A 20555-nucleotide genomic window follows, 5' to 3' on the forward strand; every position below is an offset into this window, starting at 1 on the left:
GCTCAGCGCACGCGCTTCCAGGTCTGGGTGCGGCACAGCAGGGGCGCGATGCACCCCCTGACCGCCAGGGTGTCGTCGTCCACCAGGGTCAGCGTGCCGGTCGACGCGCCCTGCCCCGTCTCGGGGTCGTAGAGCGGACCGCCGGACCACGACTTGGGTCCGCCGGAGAAATTGGCCAGGACCGTCAGGTCCTTGAGCTTGCGGGTGCGCAGCTCGGCGTTGCGGTTGCGCACGTCGCGCTGGTCCGGGTCGGCGCGCAGCGGCTTGGCGTCTTTCAGGCGGCCGCAGAAGTTGTCTCCGCAGCGCTCGATCGCGACCACGCCGTTCTCGGCCGAGGTGCGCCATCGCCCGGTCAGCCCCGCCTCCTGCGCCAGGGCCGGCGCGGCGATCGCCGAAACCGCCAGGGCCAGGGTCGCCAGCAGCCGGCTCATGCCTGGCTCCCGGCATAGGCGTTGCGCATCCCGGCCGGCACCCGCTCGTACAGCGTGGGGCGCGGGATGCGCAGACGGGCGCGCGCCGCTTCCAGGGGCTCGGCCATCAGCGCCACATAGTCCTCGCCGGGCAGCCAGGCGGCCCTGCGGCCGTTGCGCCAGGCCTGCAGAACGGCCCGTCCGCAGGGATGGCCGGTTCGCGCCCGCATGAACTGCACCGCCGCCCCGGCGGCGATCAGGCCGAACCCCGTGCTGCGGGTCTGGGGCAGCGAGAAGGCGACCACGCAGGCCTCGCCCAGCGCGTCGGTCTGGTAGCCGGTCAGCACGTGCCAGATGTCGTGCACGTCGCGGATGCGCCGGGCGTACCAGGCCCGCGGATGGGCCGCCTCGATCTCGGTGTCGGCGACCTTGGCGCTTTCCTCGGCCAGGCCGTAGGCCGACAGGTTGCGGCTGTCGATGAAGGTCCGGTAGGCCGCACCCACCGTCCCTTCGGCAAAGCCCGCCAGCCATTGCCGGTCCTGCAGGCGGTCCGACAGTTCGACCTGCTCGTAGGCCTGGATGCCGCCCTGCGGCGTATCCATCAGGCGCTGGTAGCCCCACTCGATCGAGCGCCCCGCCAGAGCGTTCATGATCTCGAAGACCTGGCGGGTGTCCTCCTTGTCGGCCACCAGCTTGCCGAACGCCCGCATTGCGCGGACCGGCTGGATGCGGCGAGGCGCCGCATGGGAAGGCTGGCGATTCTGGCCGTGAACTGGGCGCAGTACGGGCGCTATGGGCGCAGCTTGCACTTGCGGTTCCCCTTGTTGAAGCCTAAGGAAAAAGCCTTATCTACATGAATGTCATTTACATCGATGTCAATTGAGAAAAGCGCAACCCGCCGTCGACGCCGCGTGCCCGAAGAAGCGCGCCGCGAAGCGATCGCCTCCGCGCGCGCCCTGCTGCTGAAGGGCGGACCCGATGCCGTGACATTGTCGGCGGTCGCCGCCGAGATCGGCGTGACCCACGCCAACCTGATCCACCACTTCGGATCGGCGGCCGGCCTGCAGTCGGCGCTGATGGGCTCGATGGTCTCCGACCTGACCCAGGCCCTGGACGAGGCCATCGCCCGGCTGAAGACCGACGAGGGCGCGCCGCTGGAGCTGGTCAACGCCGTTTTCGACGCGTTTGACACCGGTGGCGCGGGTCGGCTGGCCGCTTGGATCACGCTCTCGGGCGATCTCTCGCACCTCGAACCCGTGCGCGCGGCCGTCCAGAACCTGGTCGAGGCCATCGCCGAGAAGATGGGCGCCCAGGACGCCCAGGCCCGCGAGGGCGTCGGCGCGGCCGTGCTGTTCATCGCGCTCAGCGCCTTCGGCGAGGCCCTGATCGGTCCGCCGCTGCGCGATATGCTGAACCTGCCGGACGGCGCGGGCCGCCGCGTGGTCGCCAGCCTGCTGCCCCGCTTCCTCATCCCCAAGGCGCCTTCGACCGGCGCCGCGGCTACGTAAGGCGGCCTCGGCTCTTGCGAACGGTTCGCGCAGCGGCGACACTAAGATCGGTTTCGGCAAGCAAGGGGGCTCGGTGAGCTCGGCCTGGGGCGAATGGACGAGGCGATGGATGACGGCTCTGGCCGGCATGCTCGTCGTCGTGTTCGTCGTCCAGGCGCCGATGACCAGCCTCGATCGCGCCCTGCACGGCCCGCCCAGCGCGGCCGCCGCGCTCGAGGAGGATCACGACCACGTCCACCAGGGCCGCCTGACGTCCATCGACGTGCATTTCGACGCCGCGATCATCGCGGCCGATGGCCTTGGCGATGATCCGATCGCGCCGCACCACCACCATCACCACCACGACACCCCTTCGGTGTTCGGCGCCCTGGAAGACCTGCCCCATCCGGCCGCCCGCCATGTCGACGACCGCCGCTGGGCGCTCGCCGAGCAGCGGCTGACCGGCATCGGCGGCCCGCAGCAGGAACGCCCGCCCAAGCAGGCCCTCGCACACGTCGCCTGAAGCCGCGCGGCCGCCGCGCCGCGCTCTTTCGACCTGTTTCGAGGACCTTTCATGCATTCCGTTATCCAAGGCCGCCGCGCGCGGTCCTGGCTGCTCGCCACGGCGCTCGCCATGGCGACGCCCCTGGCCGCGCAGGCCAGCCCCCTGACCTTGGCCGAGGCGCTGGGACGCACGGCCGCCGCCGATCCGGCCCGCCCTGCCCTCGCCGCCCGGCTGTCCGCCGCCGAAGCCGGCGTGCGCCAGGCCGGCGTCCGTCCCAATCCCGTCGTCGGCGTCGATGTCGAGGACCTGGCCGGCTCGGGACCCTACTCCCTGGTCGATCGCGCCCAGGCCACCGTCTACTACGAGCAGACCCGCGAGCGCGGCGGCAAGCGCGCCGCCCGCGTGGCCCTGGCCCGGGGCGACATCGCCCTGGCCCGGCTGCGAGACGACGTCCGCGTGCTCGACCTGCTGCACGAGGTCGATCTGGCCTGGGTCGAGGCGGTGTTCGGAGAGGCCGAGGCCGCCCTGGCCGCCGACCGCCTGGCGCTGGCCGAGCGCGCCCGGGGCGAGGTCTCGCGCCGGGTGAAGGCCGCGCGCGATCCGCTGTTCGCCGGCGCCCGCGCCGACGCCCAGGTCGCCGAGGCCCGCATGGCCCTGGCCCAGGCCCGCACCCGCGCCGCCGACGCCCGCCGCGCCCTGGCCGCCTACTGGGGCGGCGGTGAGATCGAGATCGACGCTGCGGCGCTGGAGGACCTGTCGGTCGCCGGACGCGTCGCCGGCCCGGCCTCGCCGGTGGATCTGGCTCTGCTCGACGCCCAGCGCGACCTAGCCGGCGCCCGCGTCCGCGTGGAAGAGAGCAAGGCCGTCCAGGATCCGACCTGGCGCGCCGGCCTGCGCTATCTCAACGGCGACGGGGCCGTGGCCGCCGTGGTCGGCGGCTCGATCCCGCTCGGTCGCCACGACACCAACCGCGGCGCCATCGACCAGGCCCGGGCCGAGCGTCTGGCCGCCGATCTGGACGTGGCCGGCGCGCGCAGCGTGCTGGAGCGCCGCATCGCCGTCGCCCAGGCCGCCCTCGCCCAGAAGGCCGCCGAGGCCCGCCGCATCCAGGGCGAGGTCGTGCCCGCCAACGCCCGCACGGTCGACCTCGTCCGCGACGGGTTCAACCGGGGCGGCTTCTCCTATCTCGACGTGCTGGAGGCCCAGAAGGCCCTGATCGAGGCCAGGAGCCGGCGCCTGACCGTGCTGAAGGCCTTCCAGGTCGACCGCGCCCAACTCGACCGCCTGACCGGCGCCCATGCGCGCCTGATCCCCGCCGCCACCGCTTCGGAGCCCGCCCGATGACCCGCCGCTTCATGCGCGTTTCCGCGCCCCTGGCCCTGGCGATCGCCGGCGCCCTGACCCTCGCCGCCTGCGGAAACACCCCGGCCAAGACCGAAAACCACGCCGCCGAGGAGGCCGAGCAGCGCGGCCCCCACGGCGGCCGGATGCTCCGCGACGGCGACGTCTCGATCGAGATCACGATCTTCGAGGACGGAGTCGAGCCGGAGTTCCGGGTCTACGCCTACCGCAAGGACCGCCCGCTGGCGCCCGAGGGCGTCCAGCTGGCCGTCACCCTCACCCGCCTCGACGGCGAGGTGAACCGCTTTGCCTTCAAGCCCGAGGGCGACTACCTGCGCGGCCAGGGCATGGTGACCGAGCCGCACTCGTTCGACGTCGCCGTGGCCGCTACGATCGCCGGCAAGACCAGCAACTGGCGCTACGACTCATACGAGGGCCGCACGACCATTTCCGCCGAAGCCGCCAAGGCCGGGGGCGTCCGCACCGAGATCGCGGGCCCGGCCCCGATCGCGCAGCTGGTCGACATGGCCGGCCGGGTCGAGATCACGCCGGAGGGCAAGGGCGAGGTCCGCGCCTGGTATCCGGGGCGGATCATGAGCCTGTCCGGCCAACTGGGCCAAACCGTCCGCAAGGGCCAGGTCCTGGCCCGCGTGGAATCCAGCGAAAGCCTGCAGACCTACGCGATCCCCGCCCCGATCGGCGGCGTGATCATCGAGAAGAACCTCAATGTCGGCGACGTGGCCATGGAGCGGCCGATCTTCGTGATCGCCGACCCCACCAAGCTGCACGCCGAGTTCTTCGTCTATCCGCGCGACGCCGAGAAGGTGCGCGTCGGCCAGCCGGTCGAGGTGCGCAGCCTGTCGGGCGACACGCGACTGACCGCGGAGGTCGAGACGGTGCTGCCGACCGCCGATCTCGTCAGCCAGACCCTGCTGGCGCACGTGCACCTGCCCGGTGGCGCCGACAGCGCGTTTCGGCCCGGCATGGGCGTGGAGGGCTCGTTCCAGGTCGGCGCCCAGGCCGCGCCGCTGGCCGTGCGCACCAAGGCCATCCAGCGCTTCCGCGACTTCCAGGTCGTCTTCGTCAAGGTGAAGGACACCTACGAGGTCAGGATGCTGCAGATCGGCCGCCAGACGCCTGAGTGGACCGAGGTGCTCTCGGGCCTCAAGCCCGGCGCCGAATACGTCGTCGACGGCGCCTTCCTGATCCGCGCGGACATCGAGAAGTCCGGCGCGAGCCACGATCACTGAGGGAGGCGAAGATCATGCTCGAACGTATCGTCGCCGCCGCGATCCGGCTGCGCTGGGTCGTGCTGGCGCTCGTCGCCGTCGCGATCGCCGTCGGGGTCTGGAGCTTCCAGCGCCTGCCCATCGACGCCACGCCCGACATCACCAACGTCCAGGTGCAGATCAACACCGAGGCCCCCGGCTTCTCGCCGCTGGAGGCCGAGCAAAGGGTCACCTTCCCGGTCGAGACTGCCATCGCCGGCCTTCCGGGCCTGCAGTACACCCGCTCGATCTCGCGCTACGGCCTTTCCCAGGTCACCGTCGTCTTCAAGGACGGGACCGACATCTACTTCGCCCGCCAGCTGGTGGGCGAGCGGCTGCAGAGCGCGCGCGGCCAGCTGCCGCCGGGCCTGACGCCGGAACTGGGGCCCATCTCCACGGGCCTGGGCGAGATCTTCATGTACACCGTGGAGGCCAAGCCCGGCGCCCGCCGCCCCGACGGCAAGGCCTGGGGCCCCGAAGACCTGCGCACCCTGCAGGACTGGGTGATCCGTCCCCAGCTGCGCAACACCCCGGGGGTGACCGAGGTCAACACCATCGGCGGCTTCGAGCGGCAGTATCACGTCACGCCCCTGCCTGAACGTCTGTCGGCCTACGGCCTGACCATGGGCGACGTGGTCGCGGCGCTTGAACGCAACAACGCCAATGTCGGGGCCGGATACCTGGAACGCTACGGCGAGCAGGTGCTGGTGCGCGTGCCCGGCCAGGCCACGGGGATCGCCGATCTGTCGGCCGTCATCGTCGCCAGCCGCAACGGCGCCCCGATCCGCGTGGCAGATGTCGCCGACGTGGGGCTGGGCCAGGAACTGCGCACCGGCGCCGCCACCGAGAACGGCCAGGAGGTGGTGCTGGGCACGGTCTTCATGCTGGTCGGCGAGAACAGCCGCACCGTGGCCCGCGCCGCCGCCGCCCGCCTGGAGGAGGCCGCCAAGGCCCTGCCGCCGGGCGTCACGGCCAAGCCGATCTACGACCGCACCGACCTCGTCGACCGCGCCATCGCCACGGTCGAAAAGAACCTGCTCGAAGGCGCCCTGCTGGTCATCGTCGTGCTGTTCCTGCTGCTGGGCAACATCCGCGCGGCCCTGATCACGGCGGCGGTCATCCCGCTGTCGATGCTGCTGACCATCACCGGCATGGTGCAGGCCGGCGTCTCGGGCAACCTGATGAGCCTGGGCGCGCTGGACTTCGGCCTGATCGTCGACGGCGCTGTGATCATCGTCGAGAACTGCCTGCGACGCCTGGGCGAGGCCCAGCATCGTCAGGGCCGGCTGCTGACCCGCGACGAGCGTTTCTCCCTCGTCGCCTCGGCCGCCGGCGAGGTGATCCGGCCCTCGCTGTTCGGGATCCTGATCATCACCCTGGTCTATGTGCCGATCTTCGCGCTGACCGGTGTGGAGGGGAAGATGTTCCACCCGATGGCCGTCACCGTGGTCATCGCCCTGACGGCGGCCCTGGTGCTGTCGCTGACCTTCGTCCCGGCCGCCGTGGCCATGTTCGTCACCGGCAAGGTCGAGGAGAAGGAAAGCCGCATCATGGCCGGCGCCCGCCGCCTCTACGAGCCGGCCCTGGAGACGGCCCTGCGCCTGCGGGTCCCCTTCGTGGCCGGGGCTGCGGTGCTGGTGGTCGTGGCGGCCCTGGCCGCCTCGCGCATGGGCGCGGAGTTCGCGCCCAGCCTCGACGAGGGCGACATCGCCATGCACGCCATGCGCATTCCAGGCACCAGCCTTTCCCAGGCCGTGGCCATGCAGGCGGCGCTGGAGAAGCGGATCGCCCGCTTCCCCGAAGTCGAGCGGGTCGTGGCCAAGATCGGCACCGCCGAGGTCGCCACCGACCCGATGCCGCCCTCGGTGGCCGACACCTTCATCCTGCTGAAGGACCGCAAGGACTGGCCTGATCCCAGAAAGCCCCGCGCCAAGCTGGTGGCCGAGCTGGAAGCGGCCGTCGCCGAGGTGCCCGGCAGCAACTACGAGTTCACCCAGCCGATCCAGATGCGGTTCAACGAACTGCTGTCGGGCGTGCGCGCCGACGTGGCCATCAAGGTCCACGGCGACGATCTCGAGCAATTGCTGGCGGTCGGCGAGAAGATCGGCGCGGTCGTCGAGGGCGTCTCCGGCGCCCAGGACGTCGGGGTCGAGCAGGTCACCGGCCTGCCCGTCCTGCAGATCACCCCCGACCGCGCGGCCCTGGCTCGCCTCGGCCTCAATGTCGACGACGTGCAGTCGGTGGTGGCCACCGCCATCGGCGGCACGGTCACAGGCCAGGTGTTCGAGGGCGACCGGCGGTTCGACGTGGTCGTGCGCTTGCCCGAAAGCGAGCGCGGCAAGGTCGACGACGTCGGCCGGCTGCGCATTCCGCTGCCGGGGTCCATAGACCAGCCGCGCGGCTTCGTGCCCCTGCAGGACGTCGCGCGGATCGAGACCGTGATCGGCCCCAACCAGATCAGCCGCGAGGACGGCAAGCGCCGCGTCGTGGTCACCGCCAACGTGCGCGGCCGCGACCTCGGCTCGTTCGTCGACGAGGTGCGCGAGAAGGTCGGAACCGAGGTCGAGGTTCCGCCCGGCTACTGGATCACCTATGGCGGCACGTTCGAGCAGCTGATCTCGGCGGCCAGGCGGCTGCAGCTGGTGGTTCCGGCCGCCCTGCTGCTGATCTTTGGCCTGCTCTACGCCCTGTTCCGCTCGGGCAAGGACGCCGCCATCGTCTTCTCCGGCGTGCCTCTGGCGCTGACCGGAGGCGTCGCGGCCCTGCTGCTGCGCGGCCTGCCGATGTCGATCTCGGCCGGGGTGGGCTTCATCGCCCTGTCGGGCGTGGCGGTGCTGAACGGCGTGGTGATGCTGAGCTTCATCCGCTCGCTGCGGCAGGACGGCATGGACCTCGACCCGGCGATCCGTGAGGGCGCTCTGGCGCGCCTTCGCCCAGTCCTGATGACCGCCTTGGTGGCCAGCCTCGGCTTCGTGCCGATGGCCTTCAACGTCGGGGCCGGCGCCGAGGTCCAGCGTCCGCTGGCCACCGTGGTCATCGGCGGCATCGTCTCGTCCACCCTGCTGACCCTGTTGGTGCTGCCGGCGCTCTACCGGCTGGCCCACCAGGTCCGACTGCGGCCTTAAGCCGCTGTTCAGGCGCGATTAATCCTGAAAAGCCGATCGTGGTGTCGTACCCGCGCCGGATCCCGGTTCGTCTCGCAAGACACGAGCCGGGGTCCGGGGCCTTCAGCTTTCGGAACCCGCGCCATGCTTCGCCGCAAACCCAAGAAGACGCCCTTTCCCGTGGCGGACGGCGACACCGTCGAGCTCGTCCTCCGCTGCGGCCACCGCGCCCGCGCCTCGGTGCTGTGCTCGCAAGGCGGCCTGATCGAACTGGCCTACCGCAAGGCCGACGATCGCTGCGGCCACGCCTATGTCGACGCCGCCACCCTGCAGCCCGGCGAGAACGCCCGCTGGGCCTTCACCGCGCGGCCGCCGGCCTAGTCGCCGGCGTCGCAATTTCAATCTGTCATCCCGGCTGTAGCGAAGCGGAACGCCGGGATCTCCCACCGTTCCGAAGCTGCCGACGTGGAAGATCCCGGCTCTACGGATCGCTGACGCGCTCCTTCGGCCGGGATGACACGCATCAATTGATCAGCGTCGTCCGACCGCCGCCTTCGAGGCCCAGACGATCACCGCCGTCGACAGCAGCACCCCGCTCAGCAGCGCGCCGACCGCCAGTATGCCCGCCGGCGTGACGCGGACCTCCGCGCGATAGCGCAGAGGTCCGGCTTCGAACTCGGCGATGGCGGTTTCGGGCCCGTGGTCGGTGACAAGGTCGTAGGGCATGGCGGTCCGGCGGCTCTCGGCGGCAAGGCCTTGCGACCTTAACGCGATCGACCGCCGGCGTCGCGCCCTTCCCTTTAGAACCGCCAGCTTAGCGCCGCGCCCCAGGTCCTTGTCCGGCCAGGGAAGCGCACGACCGTGTTGGCGTTGCTGCTGACTGCGGTCCAATAGTACTCGTCGGTCAGGTTGCGCCCCCACAGCGACAGCTCCCAGCCCTTGTCGGGCGAAGAGATCCCGACGCTGGCGTTGAGCAGGCCGTAGCTGTCGATCACGAACAGCGGATTGCCCTCCAGGTCGGCGCTCGACTTGCTCTGCCAGCGGCCGTTCAGCGCCGCCTGCAGCTTCAGGCCGCTCTGCAGGTCGTGGTCGAACAGGGCCGTCAGGCCGCCCTGGAACTTCGGGCTGTATAAAAAGGGCCGTCCGTCGAAGTCCTGGGGCTGACCGGCGCCGTTGATGCCGGTGTAGCCCTGGACCTCGGTGTGCAGCCAGGTCGCCGAGGCGAGGAAGGTGAGAGACTTGGTCGCGCGCCAGGTGACGTCGCCGTCCAGCCCGCGGGCCATGCCTTCGGGCACGTTGGCCAGCCGCGACAGCGCCGTATAGATCGGATCGGCGAACGACACGCTGAGCTGCTTGTCGGTGTAGTCGTAGTAGAACAGGCCCAGATTGGCCTGCACGCGCCGTTCGAACAGCGCCGCCTTCACGCCCACCTCGTAGGCGGTCAGCAGTTCCTGGCGCGCCGGGGCGTTCTGGGTCGAGATGTTGGCCGCGTTGATCGGCGTCGCCCCGGCCTTGGCCCCGCGCGAGATCGAGCCGTAGATCAGCACGTCGTCGCTGGCCCGCCAGTCCAGCGCCACGCGCCAGGCGAAGTTGTCCTCGTCCAGGGTCGAGCGCACGAAGCCGAAGGCGGCCGTGGCCGGATCGAAGGTGTTGCACGCGCCCTGCGTGATCGGCGCCACCAGGCCGTAGACGCTGAAGAACAGCGCCCGGTTCACGACATTGACGTTGGGCAGCATGTTGCCGTTGAAGTCGCGCGAGCAGCCCACGTAGTCCTGCTTGTCCTGGCTGTAGCGCAGGCCGACGGTCAGCTTCAGACTCTCGGTCAAGGCCCTGTCGGCGTTGGCGAAAAGGCTCCAGGTGTCGGTCTCGATATTGCCCACGTCCTCATAGGTGCGGAACGCCTGGCTCATCTGCAGCGCCGTGTATCCGCCACTGTTGAACGGCGTGGCCAAGAGGGTCGAGCCGTAGAACCGGATCAGGCCGACATTGGCGTTCTGGCCCAGGATCGTGCGGTTCATGTCGAGGATCTCGTCGTGAGCGATATAGCCCCCGACCAGCCACGAGCCCTTTTCGGTGCGCCCCTCCAGCCGCAGCTCCTCGGCCGTGGACTCGATGTCCCCGTGCGCCTTCTGCACCAGGATCTCGTAGGGCGCGCCGCTCCAGTCGAACACCGCGTCGCGACGCAGCTTGTTGTAGCTGGTCAGCGAGATCAGGCTGACGTCGTCGGAAAGATGCCAGGCCAGCCGCAGCTTGGCCGCATCGAAGCGGTCGTCCTCCTCGGCAGGATCGCGGATGCCTAGGCCCGTCCCGACGTCGGCGCCGCGCACCGACAGCGGCGCCCAATCGGCCTGGCTGCCCTTCGTCGGCTTGTTGGCCGCGATGTAGCTGGTGAGGCCCGCGACGTTGAACGGGCTGGCCGCCGTCGCCGGCGTGAAGCCGATGGCCTGGGCCGCCACCGTGTCGGAGGTGTTGCGCCAGCCGGCGTAGGAGAAGTCGATGTCGACCTTGTCGCTGGGCTGGGCCGCCAGCGACAGGCGCCAGCCCTGCCGGTGGATCTCGCCCTGGCGTTCGCCCCGGCTGTTGCTGACCTGCCAGCCCTCGCCGCTGTGCTCGGCGCGGAAGGCCAGGCGCGCCTGCACCTTGTCGCCCAGCGGACCGCTGAAATAGCCCTCGATGTTGCGGGTCTCGTAGTTGCCGGCCTCGGCCGTCAGCCCGGCCTCGAACGCCTCGGTCGGCTTGTTGGTCACGAAGTCGACCAGGCCCGCCGTGGTGTTGCGGCCATAGAGCGTGCCTTGCGGCCCTTTCAGCACCTCGACCCGTTCCAGGTCGAACATCGGGCCGGTGTTCATGAACGGATAGGCGTAGGCGACCTCGTCGACATAGGTGCCCACGGTCGAGGTGGCCGACAGGTTGATGGTGTTGAAGCCGATCCCGCGCAGCGTATAGGTCGGCACGCCCTGATAGCTCTGGCTGACCGTGAAGCTGGGCGCGACCGTCGACAGGTCCTTGGGGTCGGTGACCCGCAGCTGCTGCAGGGCCTGGCCGCTGAAGGCCTGGATCGGCATGCCGATGTCGTTGGCCGCTTCCTCGCGCCGCTGGGCCGTGACCACGACCGTCTCGATGGCCAGGCTGTCCTTCTCCTCCTGCGCGGGCTTGGCGACCTGGGCCCAGGCGGGCGCCGCCATCGACAGCGCCAGGGCCGACGCTCCGAGCGTCAACGCGACACGCAACGGTCCTTGCATGCGAAACCTCCCTCCGGCCGCGCCTTCATTGGACGCTGGCTCTATCGGAGCGTGCGGGTGTCGCCGGGCTCTAACAAGCTATCGGAACTGATAGGGTGAGCATCCGGGGCCATACGTCCTTCGAGGCTCGGCTTCGCCTTGCACCTCAGGATGAGGGCCTCCTTGCACCGATTTCCTCATCCTGAGGCGCCCGCGCAGCGGGCCTCGAAGGACGCACCGCGCTTCACAGCCCAAGCACCAGCCTGGCGATGATGTCGCGCTGGATCTCGTTGGAGCCGCCATAGATCGAGGCGGCGCGATTGTTGAGATAGCGGGCCATGGTGGTGCGGCCGTGCTCGGGACCGATCAGCGCCGCGTTGGAGCCCGCCTCCCGCGCCGCCGGCTGGTGCACGGCCGCCCAGGCGCCAAGGTGGGCCACGGCCAGCTCGTCCTGCCGCTGCAGCGCCTCGGAGCCCTGCGCCTTGAGGATCGACGAGGCCGGGCCGGGGTTGGCGCCGCCGGCCAGGGCGCTCAGCACCCGCCGCTCGGTGACGTCGATGGCCAGGGCGGCGATCTGCGCTTCGGCCAGCTGGCGCCGCTGGTCGGGATCGTCGGCCGCGCCCGCCTCGCGCAGCCGGCAAAGCCCCGCCTCCAGCCCCGCCGCGTAGCCCCCGCCGCGCTCGAACTCCAGCAGGTGCTTGGCCACCGTCCAGCCCTGGTTCTCCTCACCCAGCCGGTCGACCTTGGGCGTGCGGACCTCGTCGAAGAACACCTGGTTGACCTCGTGCTCGCCGGCCAGGGTGAGGATCGGGTCGACCCGGATCCCCGGCCGGTCCATCTCGACCAGCAGGAAGGTGATCCCGGCCTGCGGCTTGCCCTCGGTGCTGGTGCGCACCAGGCAGAACATGTGCGTGGCCCAGTGGGCATGGGTGGTCCAGATCTTCGAGCCGCTCAGCACGTAGTCGTCGCCGTCGGAAGCGGCCTTCATCCGCAGCGAGGCCAGGTCCGAGCCCGCCCCGGGCTCGGAATAGCCCTGGCACCAGTAGTCCTCGCCCGACAGGATCCTGGGCAGGTAGCGGGCCTTCTGCTCGGGGCTGCCGAACCGCATGATCGCCGGGGCCACCATCCTCAGGCCCATCGGCGCCAGGCCCGGCGCGCCGGCCCGCGCGCATTCGGCCTGGAAGACGTGGCGCTGGATCTCGCTCCAGCCCGGCCCGCCGTGCTCCACCGGCCAGCTGGGCGCGACCCAGCCCCTGGCGTGCAGGATTCTCTGCCAGGCCAGGCTATGATCCTTGTCGCAGAAGACGCTGGTCATCCGCCTTCCCGCCTCCCACAGGTCCGGCGTCAGTTCGGCGTCCAGGAACGCGCGCACCTCGTCGCGAAAGGCCAGGTCTTCGGGCGACAGCTCCAGGTCCACGCGCGCGCTCCATGCCAACGTCGGGGAAACTTGCGAAAGCCTGGGCCCGGTGCGCAAGCTATCGGAACCGATAGGGAAAGAGCGCCCGCATGACGGCGACGACGGGGGAGGATCACGAGCGCCTGGCGCGGGTCATGGACCTGGCGCTGGCCGTGCGCGACCTCGGCGCCGAGATCGGCCTGCCCTATGTCGCCGCCAGCGCCGACATCTCCAGTCCCGAACCGATGCTCGGCTCCGACGGCCTGCCGCTGGCCGAGACCACCTTCCAGTGGCTGGACGCGGGCCTGCGCTACTGGCGCGACCGGGCCTTCGCCCTGCGTGCGCCGTTCATCCTGGCCGCCCGCTACGCCGCCGAGCCGTTCTTCTATCACCAGGGCCGCTTCTGCAGCTGGCGGCCGCTGGCCAAGCTGGAGGCCATCCCGGTGGCCGAGGCGGCCCAGGACTTCGGCGTCGCCGCCGCCATCATCGCCCCGACCTACCTGACCGGCGGGGTGATCGGCGCCGTGGTCTGGGCCTCCGACAGCCCCCTGCCCGACCTGCCCGTCCTCTACGCCGCCCGCGCCGACCAGATGCACGGCGCGGCCCTGCGCCTGGTGTCGGCCTATCGCGACGGACTGGCCGACGACGCGCCGCTGGTGCGCTTGACCAAGCGCGAGATCCAGTGCCTCAAATGGGCGGCGGCCGGAAAGACCGACGCCGACATCGGCCAGATCATCGGCATCTCCGGTCCCACGGTCCGTTTTCACGTCCAGAACGCCGCCCTGAAGCTGCGGGTGGCGGGCCGGGCCCAGGCGATCCACCGGGCCACGGGCCTGGGCTATCTCGGATCCGCCGCATTCTGAGGCGCCGGCGCCCTCGATAGCGCGCGGCAATGCTTTGTCACAAACACGATGCAGAGCCGCAAGGCGGCCTCGCCACCCTAACACCTGTCAGAAGCGCCCGCCGAACGAGGGATCGGCCCGCGCTTCACAGGAGAAGACCATGAGCAAGACCCGCAATCGCCTGCTGGCCCTGACCGCCCTGGGCGGTCTGGCCATCGGCGGCGCGGCCGTCGCCGAGACCGTGAAGCTGCCCGCAAGGCAGGTCGCCCTCGGCGCCGATCACTTCCAGGCCAAGACGCAGGTCATCGACGATCAGCTCGACGTCGAGACCGTCGTCAGCACGCAGGCCGGTTTCCAGACCGGCAAGGGCCTGTTCCGCAACCCGTCGAACGACAACTACCTGCGCGCGGTCGTCGACAAGCGTACCGGCGCGACCCGCTACGAGGTCCGCCAGACCCTGATGTACCAGGGCTCGATGCGCGAGTACGACACGGTGGCCTACGAGACCTCGGCCTGGCCGGTCCAGACTCAGGCGATCAAGATCCGCGACAACGCCGGCCGCTGCTTCCTGTTCGAGGCGCCGGAGCTGTGCACGGAAGAAGTCGCCTTCCCGATCGGCGAAGACGAGCTGCGCAAGGTCGCCGCCAAGCCGCAGGCCTGGGGCTTCAAGTTCAAGTCGCCCAAGGGCTACGAGCATCGCACCGCCATCACCCAGGCCGAGATCGTCGGCCTGCTGAAGAGCGTCGAGGCCTATCGCGCCACCCTTCCCGCGGTCCAGGCGCAAGCCGACACCGCCACCGGCGGCTGAGCCGTCGCGTCCCCGTATCCGGAGTAGTTTCCTGTCATGAAGTTCGCTGCTGTTCTCGGCGTGGCCGCTGGCCTCGTCGCTTTCCCCGCCATGGCCGGTCCGGCCGGCCACGGCCTGACCTTCACCGAAGAGGTCGCCAAGAAGAACCTTCACAAGCGCACGGTGAAGATCGCCGCCTCGGCCGCCTGCGCCGCCCCGGCCGCCGTCGAGCTGGCCAAGCGTGACGACGTCGCCACGGCCAAGGCCAAGGAAGGCGTGGTCCGCGTCGTGTTCCACTCGGCCGACGCCGCCGCCACCCAGGAAGGCGCCGTCCGCGCCGCCGTCTCCGACATCTGCCGCGCGGCCTAAGGGCCAGCAAGCACGGCATACAAGACGGCCGTCCCGACGGCCGGCCCTCGCGCGAGTCCTCTTCCCCCGAAGTGCGCGCGAGGGCGCACCTTTTTCAGAGAACGATGCAATCTGGCCTGGTATTGGCTTGAAGTCGGTGGAAAACAGCCGCTTTCTACCTTGCTCGCGGCCTCATCGTTCCTAGATAGCCCAGGCATATGGATAGCTCAGGTAACGGACTGAACGCTCTGCAGCGGGAGCTGGCCACGGCCCCCGTGGCCCCGACCGTGCTCATCGTCGAGGACGATCCGGCGCTGCGCACCCTGCTGATGCGCCTGCTGCGCGAGGAAGGCTTCCAGCCGCTGAGCGCCGCCCACGGCGGCGAGATGGCGCGCGTGCTCGAGACCAACACCGTCGACATCATCCTGCTCGACGTGATGATGCCGGGCAGCAACGGCTTCCAGCTGTGCCGCAGCCTGCGCAAGGAAAGCGACGTGCCGATCGTCATGCTCAGCGCGCGCGACGACGAGAGCGACCGCCTGATCGGCCTGGAGCTCGGCGCCGACGACTATATCGGCAAGCCCTTCAGCAAGAAGGAGCTGATCGCCCGCATCCGCGCCATCCTGCGCCGCACGCAAGGCGGCGCCCAGGCCAGCCAGCCCCGCGGCGCCCAGCAGATGGTGTTCGCCGGCTGGCAGCTGGATCCGGGCCGCCGCGAACTGCTCTCGCCCGACGGCGCCTTCGTTGATCTGTCGGGCGCCGAGTTCGACCTGCTCCTGGCCTTCCTGTCCTCGCCCCAGCGGGTGATCGGCCGCGAGCGCCTGCTGGAGATGTCGCGCGCCCGCATCTCCGACGCTTCGGACCGCAGCATCGACGTGCTGGTCAGCCGCCTGCGCCGCAAGCTGGCCGTCAGCGGCCAGGCCGAGTCCCTGCTGCGCACCGTGCGCGGCATCGGCTACATCTTCACCGCGCAGGTCGAGCGGCGATGAAGCCTCTGCGGCTGTGGCCGCAGCGTCTGGTCGGCCAGGTCACCCTGGTCCTGATGCTGGCCGTGGCTCTGGAATTCATCGGCAGCTCGATCCTGTTCGAGAACAGCCGCATCTACCCCAACCGCAACAACCAGGTTCAGCGCGCCGCCGAACAGCTGGTGACCGCCGAAGCCATCCTGGAGACCCGTCCCGAGCACGAGCGCATCGCGCGCGCCGCGGGTCTGTCCAGCCGCTCCAGCCAGTTGGAATGGACGCCCCTGCCCCATCTGGTCGACCGCGAGCGCTCGGCCGAACGCAAGCTCAAGGACCAGTTCCGCGCCGCCGAGCCCAGCCTGGCCCGGCGCGACCTGCGGATGAACGCCGAGATCGACCGCACCCTGCCGCGCGACACCCACCTGAAGGTGGCGCTGAAGATGCGCGACGGCACCTGGCTGACCATGAAGACCAAGATCCGGGCCGCCCCCTGGGCGGTGCTGCTCAGCAGCGTCGGCTCGGCCTTCATCCTGGGCCTGGGCGTCATCACCGCGGCGGCCCTGGTGCTGCGCAACCTCAGCCGTCCCCTGCGGGCGCTGGCCGAGGCCGCCGACAAGGTCGGCCAGGGCGCGCGCGTGCGGGTGGCCGAGACCGGGGCCGGCGACCTCAAGCTCGTGGCCCAGGCCTTCAACGCCATGCAGGACCGCATCGCCGGCCTGCTGCAGGCCCGCACCGAGGCGCTTGCCGCCGTCGGTCACGACCTGCGCACGCCGCTGGCCCGCCTGCGCCTGCGCGCCGGCTTCGTCACCGACGACCATGCCCGCGACGCGCTGGAGGCCGACGTCGACGAGATGACCGGCATGCTCGACTCGCTGCTGGCCTATCTGGGCGGCCAGGAAGACCCCGAGCCGCCGCGCCGCACCGACATCGCCGCCATCGCAATGACCCTGGTGGACGACGCCACCGACTCCGAGCGCATCGCCACCTATGACGGCCCCGAGCACCTGCCCGTGCGCGCCCGCCCGCTGTCGCTCAAGCGCGCCATCAGCAACATCGTCGAGAACGCCCTGCACTACGGCGGCGAGGCGGCCCTGACGCTCAGCCGCGAAGGCCGGATGGTCGTGCTGGCGGTCGAGGACAAGGGTCCCGGCATCCCCGAGGCCGAACTGGCCCACGTGCTCGAACCCTTCCACCGCCTCGACAGCGCCCGCGCCCGCAACACCGGCGGCCTGGGCCTTGGCCTGACCATCGTCCAGCAGATCCTCAAGCGCGAGGACGGCGAACTCATCCTCCGCAACCGCCCCCAAGGCGGCCTGCGGGCTGAAATCCGGCTGCCGGCGCTTTAGAAGATCCTCCCCCTGAAGGGGGAGGTGGCCCGGAGGGCCGGAGGGGGAAGTGTCCGATGAGGTCGGTGCATTCCCAACGTCAGCAATCCCTTCCCCCTCAGTCGCTTCGCGACAGCTCCCCCTTCAGGGGGAGCGTCCAAAGGCCACCACGAGAAAGCCCCGTCTCGGAAACCCTTTGTCACAAAACCCGCTGCGTCGCAGCAAAGACGCCACCCCAACTTCCATGGTGCGTGGCGGTTCAGGCCGCGCGCGCCGCGGCGTCCGTTACCCCTTTCCCCGGACGCCGCGGCCATCGCATGGAGGTTCCTCTTGGAACAGTTTCTCGAACGCGCCGCCCTTTTCCGCGGCCAAGTCTTCCCGGCTCAAAGCGCGCTGTACGAGCGCCTGGCCAGCCACGGCCAGAGCCCCTCGGCCCTGATGATCTCGTGCGCCGACTCGCGCGTCGTGCCCGAGCTCATCACCCAAGCCAATCCCGGCGACCTGTTCGTCTGCCGCAACGCCGGCAACATCGTCCCGCCGTTCAGCCAGGCCAACGGCGGCGTCTCGTCGGCCGTTGAATACGCCGTCATGGCGCTGGGCGTTCGCGACATCGTCGTCTGCGGCCACTCCGACTGCGGCGCCATGAAGGCGTTCTCGAACCCGGCCGCTCTCGAAAAGATGCCGAACGTGGCCGCCTGGCTGCGCCACGCCCACGCCGCCCACAGCGTCGTCTGCAACGCCTATCACGGCCTGGACGAGCACGGCACGACCCGCGCCCTGTCGCTGGAAAACGTGGTGGTCCAGATCAATCATCTGCGTACCCACCCGTCGGTGGCTTCGGCGATCGCCCAGGGCAAGCTGACCCTGCACGGCTGGTTCTTCGAGATCGAGACCGGCCAGATCCAGGCCTACAACGGCGACACCGGCCAGTTCGAACTGGTCCGTGAAGGCTCGCCCCTGCCCGTCGCGCAGCGTCCGGCCAAGCGCATGGTCGCCGCCGACCATCTGGGCATCGCGGCAGAATGAGCAACTCCGCCGTTTCCTCCCCGAACGGCGCGAAGCAAGGGTTCGGCGCGATCTTCTCGCGTGACCTGACCGCCTCGATCGTCGTCTTCCTCGTGGCGATGCCCCTCTGCATGGGCATCGCCGTCGCCTCGGGCGTTCCGGCCGAGCGCGGCCTGATCACCGGCATCATCGGCGGCATCGTCGTCGGCGCCCTTGCCGGTTCGCCCCTGCAGGTCAGCGGCCCCGCCGCCGGCCTGGCGGTCATCGTGTTCGAGATCGTGGCCAAGCACGGCCTGTCGACCCTCGGGCCGATCCTCGTGCTGGCCGGCCTCGTCCAGCTGGCCGCCGGCGCCCTGCGCATGGGCCAGTGGTTCCGCGCCATCTCGCCGGCCGTCGTGCACGGCATGCTCGCCGGTATCGGCGTGCTGATCGTGGCGGGCCAGTTCCACGTGCTGTTCGGCGACAAGCCGCGCGCCAACGGCCTGGAGAACCTCCTGGCCATCCCCGGCGCGATCACCAGCCTGTCGATCTCGACCTTCGGCGGCGCCGAAGCGGCCCTGCTGGTCGGCGTGGTCACCATCGGTTCGATCCTGCTGTGGGAGAAGATCCGTCCGGCCAAGCTGAAGCTGGTTCCCGGCGCCCTGCTGGGCGTGCTGGCCGGCACCTTCGTGGCCATGGGCTTTGGTCTCGACGTGCAGAAGATCGCCGTTCCGGAATCGATCGCCGGCGCGATCGCGATCCCGGGCGCGGCCGACTTCGCCAAGCTCGCCGATCCGATGATCATCCTCACCGCCGTGGCGGTGGCGTTCATCGCCTCGGCCGAGACCCTGCTGTCGGCGGCCGCCGTCGACCGCATGCACGATGGTCCGCGCACCAAGTACAACAAGGAGCTGGGCGCCCAGGGCGTCGGCAACCTGCTGTGCGGCCTCGTCGGCGCCCTGCCGATGACCGGCGTGATCGTGCGCAGCTCGGCCAACGTCCAGGCCGGCGCCGTCACCCGCGCCTCGGCCATCCTGCACGGCGTCTGGATCCTGGCCTTCGTCGCCCTGCTGCCCTTCGTCCTGCGTCAGGTCCCCAGCGCCGCCCTCGCTGGCGTGCTGGTGGTCACCGGCTGGAAGCTGGTCAGCCTGGACCACGTCCGCCACCTGTTCGCCCGCTACGGCCTGCTGCCGGCGCTGATCTGGGCCGCGACCTTCGTCATGGTCGTCGCCACCGACCTGCTGACCGGCGTGCTGGTGGGCCTGGCCCTGACCGTCGTCGAACTGCTGCCGAACCTGAAGCGCATGCGCCTCAAGATCGCCCAGCAGAACCTCGGCGAGAAGGAACAGGAAATCCGCCTCGAGGGCGCGGCGACCTTCGTGCAGCTGCCGAAGATCACCAAGGCCCTGGACGCGGCTCCCGACGGCGGCGTCGTCCGCCTCGACACCCGCGCCCTGACCGTGCTCGACCACACCACCACCGAGGTGCTGAGCGAGTGGGTCAAGAGCAAGGAGCGCACCGGCTCCAAGGTCGAACTGCCCAACGCCTGCGTGTTCGGCGAACGGCTGCGGGCTGCCGGCGCCCACTGACCTCACCCAGTCGCCCCGGGGCCGAGTCCGCTCGGTCCCGGGGTTCTTTTTTGCCTGAAGATCCCCAGAGACCCGAGATGAACAAGGCCCAGGAACGCGCCGCCGACATGGCGGCCCAGGTGCTTTGCGCCTATCTGCAGAACAACATCGTCTCGGCCGACGAACTGCCCGACCTCGCCGCCCGCACCTATGCGGCGCTGGAAGCCGTGTTCTCCATGCCGACCGGCGATCCGGTCGAACGGCCCAGCCCCGACGAGATCGCCGCCAGCGTCACCCAGGACGCCATCGTCAGCTTCGAGAACGGCCGCCGCTATCGCTCGCTGAAGCGCCACCTCAACAGCCTCGGCCTCACCGAGGAGGAATATCGCTCCAAGTGGGGCCTGCCGGACGACTACCCCACGGTCGCCGCCAGCTTCTCGGACCTGCGGTCCAACGTGGCCCGGGCCAACCGCTTCGGAACGCGTCGCTAGAAAAGCAGAAGGCCCGCCGGTTTCGGCGGGCCTTCTTCATGTTCACCAGGCGCCGGTGTTGGGCATCGAGACCCACGGCTCGGCCGGTTCCAGATGGCCGTTCTGCAGCAGCTCCACCGAGATGCCGTCCGGCGAACGCACGAACGCCATGTGGCCGTCGCGCGGCGGGCGGTTGATGGTCACGCCCAGGTCGGCCAGACGCTGGCAGGCGGCGTAGATGTCGTCGACCTGATAGGCCAGGTGGCCGAAGTTGCGGCCGCCCTGATAGTCTTCCGGGTCCCAGTTGTAGGTCAGCTCGACCAGGGGCGCCTTGCGCTCCTTGGCGTTGTCGGCGTCGCCCGGCGCGGCCAGGAACACCAGCGTGAACCGGCCCTTCTCGTTCTCCATGCGGTACATCTCCTGCAGGCCCAGGCCCTCGCAGTAGAAGCGCAGCGAAGCATCGATGTCCTTCACGCGGACCATGGTGTGCAGATAGCGCAAGGCGGCCTCCAGATGTTGCGAAGCGCCGATATAGCC

20 protein-coding genes are annotated in these 20555 nt (G+C 70.1%); 14 read left to right on the forward strand and 6 right to left on the reverse strand.

The window, feature by feature from the left end; all coding sequences use genetic code 11:
- Window positions 1-2: 2 nt before the first annotated feature.
- Together G5B46_RS02520 and G5B46_RS02525 are read right to left on the reverse strand one after the other, a co-directional pair.
- Window positions 3-431, reverse strand: coding sequence for a DUF2147 domain-containing protein (locus G5B46_RS02520; protein WP_165255766.1), 429 nt, complete (start codon window positions 429-431; stop codon window positions 3-5).
- Window positions 428-1120, reverse strand: a complete 693-nt coding sequence (locus G5B46_RS02525; RefSeq protein ID WP_165255767.1) for a Coq4 family protein — start codon at window positions 1118-1120, stop codon at window positions 428-430. The genes G5B46_RS02520 and G5B46_RS02525 overlap by 4 nt, the downstream gene beginning before the upstream one ends.
- Window positions 1121-1282: 162 nt before the next feature.
- Between G5B46_RS02525 and G5B46_RS02530 the strand changes: the two genes are divergently transcribed.
- The 6 genes from G5B46_RS02530 (at window position 1283) to G5B46_RS02555 (ending at window position 8496) form a co-directional block, all read left to right on the forward strand.
- A complete protein-coding gene (locus tag G5B46_RS02530; protein WP_165255769.1) occupies window positions 1283-1918 on the forward strand; it encodes a TetR/AcrR family transcriptional regulator in 636 nt (211 codons plus the stop codon).
- A 109-nt stretch (window positions 1919-2027) separates the two neighbouring features.
- Window positions 2028-2420, forward strand: a complete 393-nt coding sequence (locus G5B46_RS02535; protein WP_165255770.1) for a hypothetical protein — start codon at window positions 2028-2030, stop codon at window positions 2418-2420.
- Between the two features lie 51 nt (window positions 2421-2471).
- Entirely contained in the window at window positions 2472-3746 is a 1275-nt protein-coding gene (locus tag G5B46_RS02540; RefSeq protein WP_165255772.1) for a TolC family protein, read from the forward strand.
- Window positions 3743-4993 (forward strand): HlyD family efflux transporter periplasmic adaptor subunit, encoded by a 1251-nt coding sequence (locus tag G5B46_RS02545; protein WP_165255774.1) that lies wholly within the window; start codon window positions 3743-3745, stop codon window positions 4991-4993. Before G5B46_RS02540 ends, G5B46_RS02545 begins: the two co-directional genes overlap by 4 nt.
- A gap of 14 nt (window positions 4994-5007) precedes the next feature.
- On the forward strand, window positions 5008-8136 hold the full coding sequence (locus tag G5B46_RS02550) for a CusA/CzcA family heavy metal efflux RND transporter (RefSeq protein ID WP_165255776.1): 3129 nt from the start codon (window positions 5008-5010) through the stop codon (window positions 8134-8136).
- 123 nt (window positions 8137-8259) lie between these two features.
- Window positions 8260-8496 (forward strand): hypothetical protein, encoded by a 237-nt coding sequence (locus G5B46_RS02555; protein WP_165255778.1) that lies wholly within the window; start codon window positions 8260-8262, stop codon window positions 8494-8496.
- A gap of 150 nt (window positions 8497-8646) precedes the next feature.
- On the opposite strand, the gene G5B46_RS02560 is transcribed toward G5B46_RS02555, so the two are convergent.
- From G5B46_RS02560 to G5B46_RS02570, 3 genes are all read right to left on the reverse strand, one after another.
- Window positions 8647-8841, reverse strand: a complete 195-nt coding sequence (locus G5B46_RS02560) for a hypothetical protein (protein ID WP_165255780.1) — start codon at window positions 8839-8841, stop codon at window positions 8647-8649.
- A gap of 74 nt (window positions 8842-8915) precedes the next feature.
- Window positions 8916-11357, reverse strand: coding sequence for a TonB-dependent receptor (locus tag G5B46_RS02565; RefSeq protein ID WP_165255781.1), 2442 nt, complete (start codon window positions 11355-11357; stop codon window positions 8916-8918).
- A gap of 223 nt (window positions 11358-11580) precedes the next feature.
- Window positions 11581-12753 (reverse strand): acyl-CoA dehydrogenase family protein, encoded by a 1173-nt coding sequence (locus tag G5B46_RS02570; RefSeq protein WP_165255783.1) that lies wholly within the window; start codon window positions 12751-12753, stop codon window positions 11581-11583.
- 89 nt (window positions 12754-12842) lie between these two features.
- Between G5B46_RS02570 and G5B46_RS02575 the strand changes: the two genes are divergently transcribed.
- From G5B46_RS02575 to G5B46_RS02610, 8 genes are all read left to right on the forward strand, one after another.
- Window positions 12843-13595, forward strand: a complete 753-nt coding sequence (locus G5B46_RS02575; RefSeq protein WP_165255785.1) for a LuxR family transcriptional regulator — start codon at window positions 12843-12845, stop codon at window positions 13593-13595.
- 139 nt (window positions 13596-13734) lie between these two features.
- Window positions 13735-14382: a hypothetical protein gene (locus G5B46_RS02580; protein WP_165255787.1), complete on the forward strand. Its 648-nt coding sequence runs from the start codon at window positions 13735-13737 to the stop codon at window positions 14380-14382.
- A gap of 36 nt (window positions 14383-14418) precedes the next feature.
- Window positions 14419-14730: a hypothetical protein gene (locus tag G5B46_RS02585; RefSeq protein ID WP_165255789.1), complete on the forward strand. Its 312-nt coding sequence runs from the start codon at window positions 14419-14421 to the stop codon at window positions 14728-14730.
- A gap of 197 nt (window positions 14731-14927) precedes the next feature.
- Window positions 14928-15698 carry a response regulator transcription factor gene (locus G5B46_RS02590; protein ID WP_101717305.1) on the forward strand — a complete coding sequence of 257 codons (771 nt, stop codon included), beginning with the start codon at window positions 14928-14930 and terminating at the stop codon, window positions 15696-15698.
- Window positions 15695-17017: an ATP-binding protein gene (locus G5B46_RS02595; protein ID WP_165255790.1), complete on the forward strand. Its 1323-nt coding sequence runs from the start codon at window positions 15695-15697 to the stop codon at window positions 17015-17017. The genes G5B46_RS02590 and G5B46_RS02595 overlap by 4 nt, the downstream gene beginning before the upstream one ends.
- A gap of 309 nt (window positions 17018-17326) precedes the next feature.
- On the forward strand, window positions 17327-18022 hold the full coding sequence (locus G5B46_RS02600; RefSeq protein WP_165255792.1) for a carbonic anhydrase: 696 nt from the start codon (window positions 17327-17329) through the stop codon (window positions 18020-18022).
- On the forward strand, window positions 18019-19569 hold the full coding sequence (locus G5B46_RS02605) for a SulP family inorganic anion transporter (protein WP_165255794.1): 1551 nt from the start codon (window positions 18019-18021) through the stop codon (window positions 19567-19569). The genes G5B46_RS02600 and G5B46_RS02605 overlap by 4 nt, the downstream gene beginning before the upstream one ends.
- A gap of 77 nt (window positions 19570-19646) precedes the next feature.
- Window positions 19647-20039 carry a MucR family transcriptional regulator gene (locus G5B46_RS02610; protein ID WP_205691434.1) on the forward strand — a complete coding sequence of 131 codons (393 nt, stop codon included), beginning with the start codon at window positions 19647-19649 and terminating at the stop codon, window positions 20037-20039.
- A 42-nt stretch (window positions 20040-20081) separates the two neighbouring features.
- Here G5B46_RS02610 and G5B46_RS02615 read toward each other — a convergent pair whose 3' ends face one another.
- Window positions 20082-20519: a VOC family protein gene (locus G5B46_RS02615; RefSeq protein ID WP_165255795.1), complete on the reverse strand. Its 438-nt coding sequence runs from the start codon at window positions 20517-20519 to the stop codon at window positions 20082-20084.
- Window positions 20520-20555 lie beyond the last annotated feature (36 nt).

This window comes from Caulobacter sp. 602-2 (assembly GCF_011043625.1).
Taxonomy (GTDB): domain Bacteria; phylum Pseudomonadota; class Alphaproteobacteria; order Caulobacterales; family Caulobacteraceae; genus Caulobacter.

Excerpts from the sequence above, each read along its gene's own strand:
- G5B46_RS02540 (WP_165255772.1), top strand. The coding sequence starts at position 2,472 with ATGCATTCCGTTATCCAAGGCCGCCGCGCGCGGTCCTGGCTGCTCGCC.
- G5B46_RS02545 (WP_165255774.1), top strand. The coding sequence starts at position 3,743 with ATGACCCGCCGCTTCATGCGCGTTTCCGCGCCCCTGGCCCTGGCGATC.
- G5B46_RS02530 (WP_165255769.1), top strand. The coding sequence starts at position 1,283 with ATGTCAATTGAGAAAAGCGCAACCCGCCGTCGACGCCGCGTGCCCGAA.
- G5B46_RS02550 (WP_165255776.1), top strand. The coding sequence starts at position 5,008 with ATGCTCGAACGTATCGTCGCCGCCGCGATCCGGCTGCGCTGGGTCGTG.
- G5B46_RS02565 (WP_165255781.1), bottom strand. The coding sequence starts at position 11,357 with ATGCAAGGACCGTTGCGTGTCGCGTTGACGCTCGGAGCGTCGGCCCTG.
- G5B46_RS02610 (WP_205691434.1), top strand. The coding sequence starts at position 19,647 with ATGAACAAGGCCCAGGAACGCGCCGCCGACATGGCGGCCCAGGTGCTT.
- G5B46_RS02580 (WP_165255787.1), top strand. The coding sequence starts at position 13,735 with ATGAGCAAGACCCGCAATCGCCTGCTGGCCCTGACCGCCCTGGGCGGT.
- G5B46_RS02525 (WP_165255767.1), bottom strand. The coding sequence starts at position 1,120 with ATGCGGGCGTTCGGCAAGCTGGTGGCCGACAAGGAGGACACCCGCCAG.
- G5B46_RS02555 (WP_165255778.1), top strand. The coding sequence starts at position 8,260 with ATGCTTCGCCGCAAACCCAAGAAGACGCCCTTTCCCGTGGCGGACGGC.
- G5B46_RS02595 (WP_165255790.1), top strand. The coding sequence starts at position 15,695 with ATGAAGCCTCTGCGGCTGTGGCCGCAGCGTCTGGTCGGCCAGGTCACC.
- G5B46_RS02605 (WP_165255794.1), top strand. The coding sequence starts at position 18,019 with ATGAGCAACTCCGCCGTTTCCTCCCCGAACGGCGCGAAGCAAGGGTTC.
- G5B46_RS02520 (WP_165255766.1), bottom strand. The coding sequence starts at position 431 with ATGAGCCGGCTGCTGGCGACCCTGGCCCTGGCGGTTTCGGCGATCGCC.
- G5B46_RS02575 (WP_165255785.1), top strand. The coding sequence starts at position 12,843 with ATGACGGCGACGACGGGGGAGGATCACGAGCGCCTGGCGCGGGTCATG.
- G5B46_RS02590 (WP_101717305.1), top strand. The coding sequence starts at position 14,928 with ATGGATAGCTCAGGTAACGGACTGAACGCTCTGCAGCGGGAGCTGGCC.
- G5B46_RS02585 (WP_165255789.1), top strand. The coding sequence starts at position 14,419 with ATGAAGTTCGCTGCTGTTCTCGGCGTGGCCGCTGGCCTCGTCGCTTTC.
- G5B46_RS02560 (WP_165255780.1), bottom strand. The coding sequence starts at position 8,841 with ATGCCCTACGACCTTGTCACCGACCACGGGCCCGAAACCGCCATCGCC.
- G5B46_RS02535 (WP_165255770.1), top strand. The coding sequence starts at position 2,028 with ATGACGGCTCTGGCCGGCATGCTCGTCGTCGTGTTCGTCGTCCAGGCG.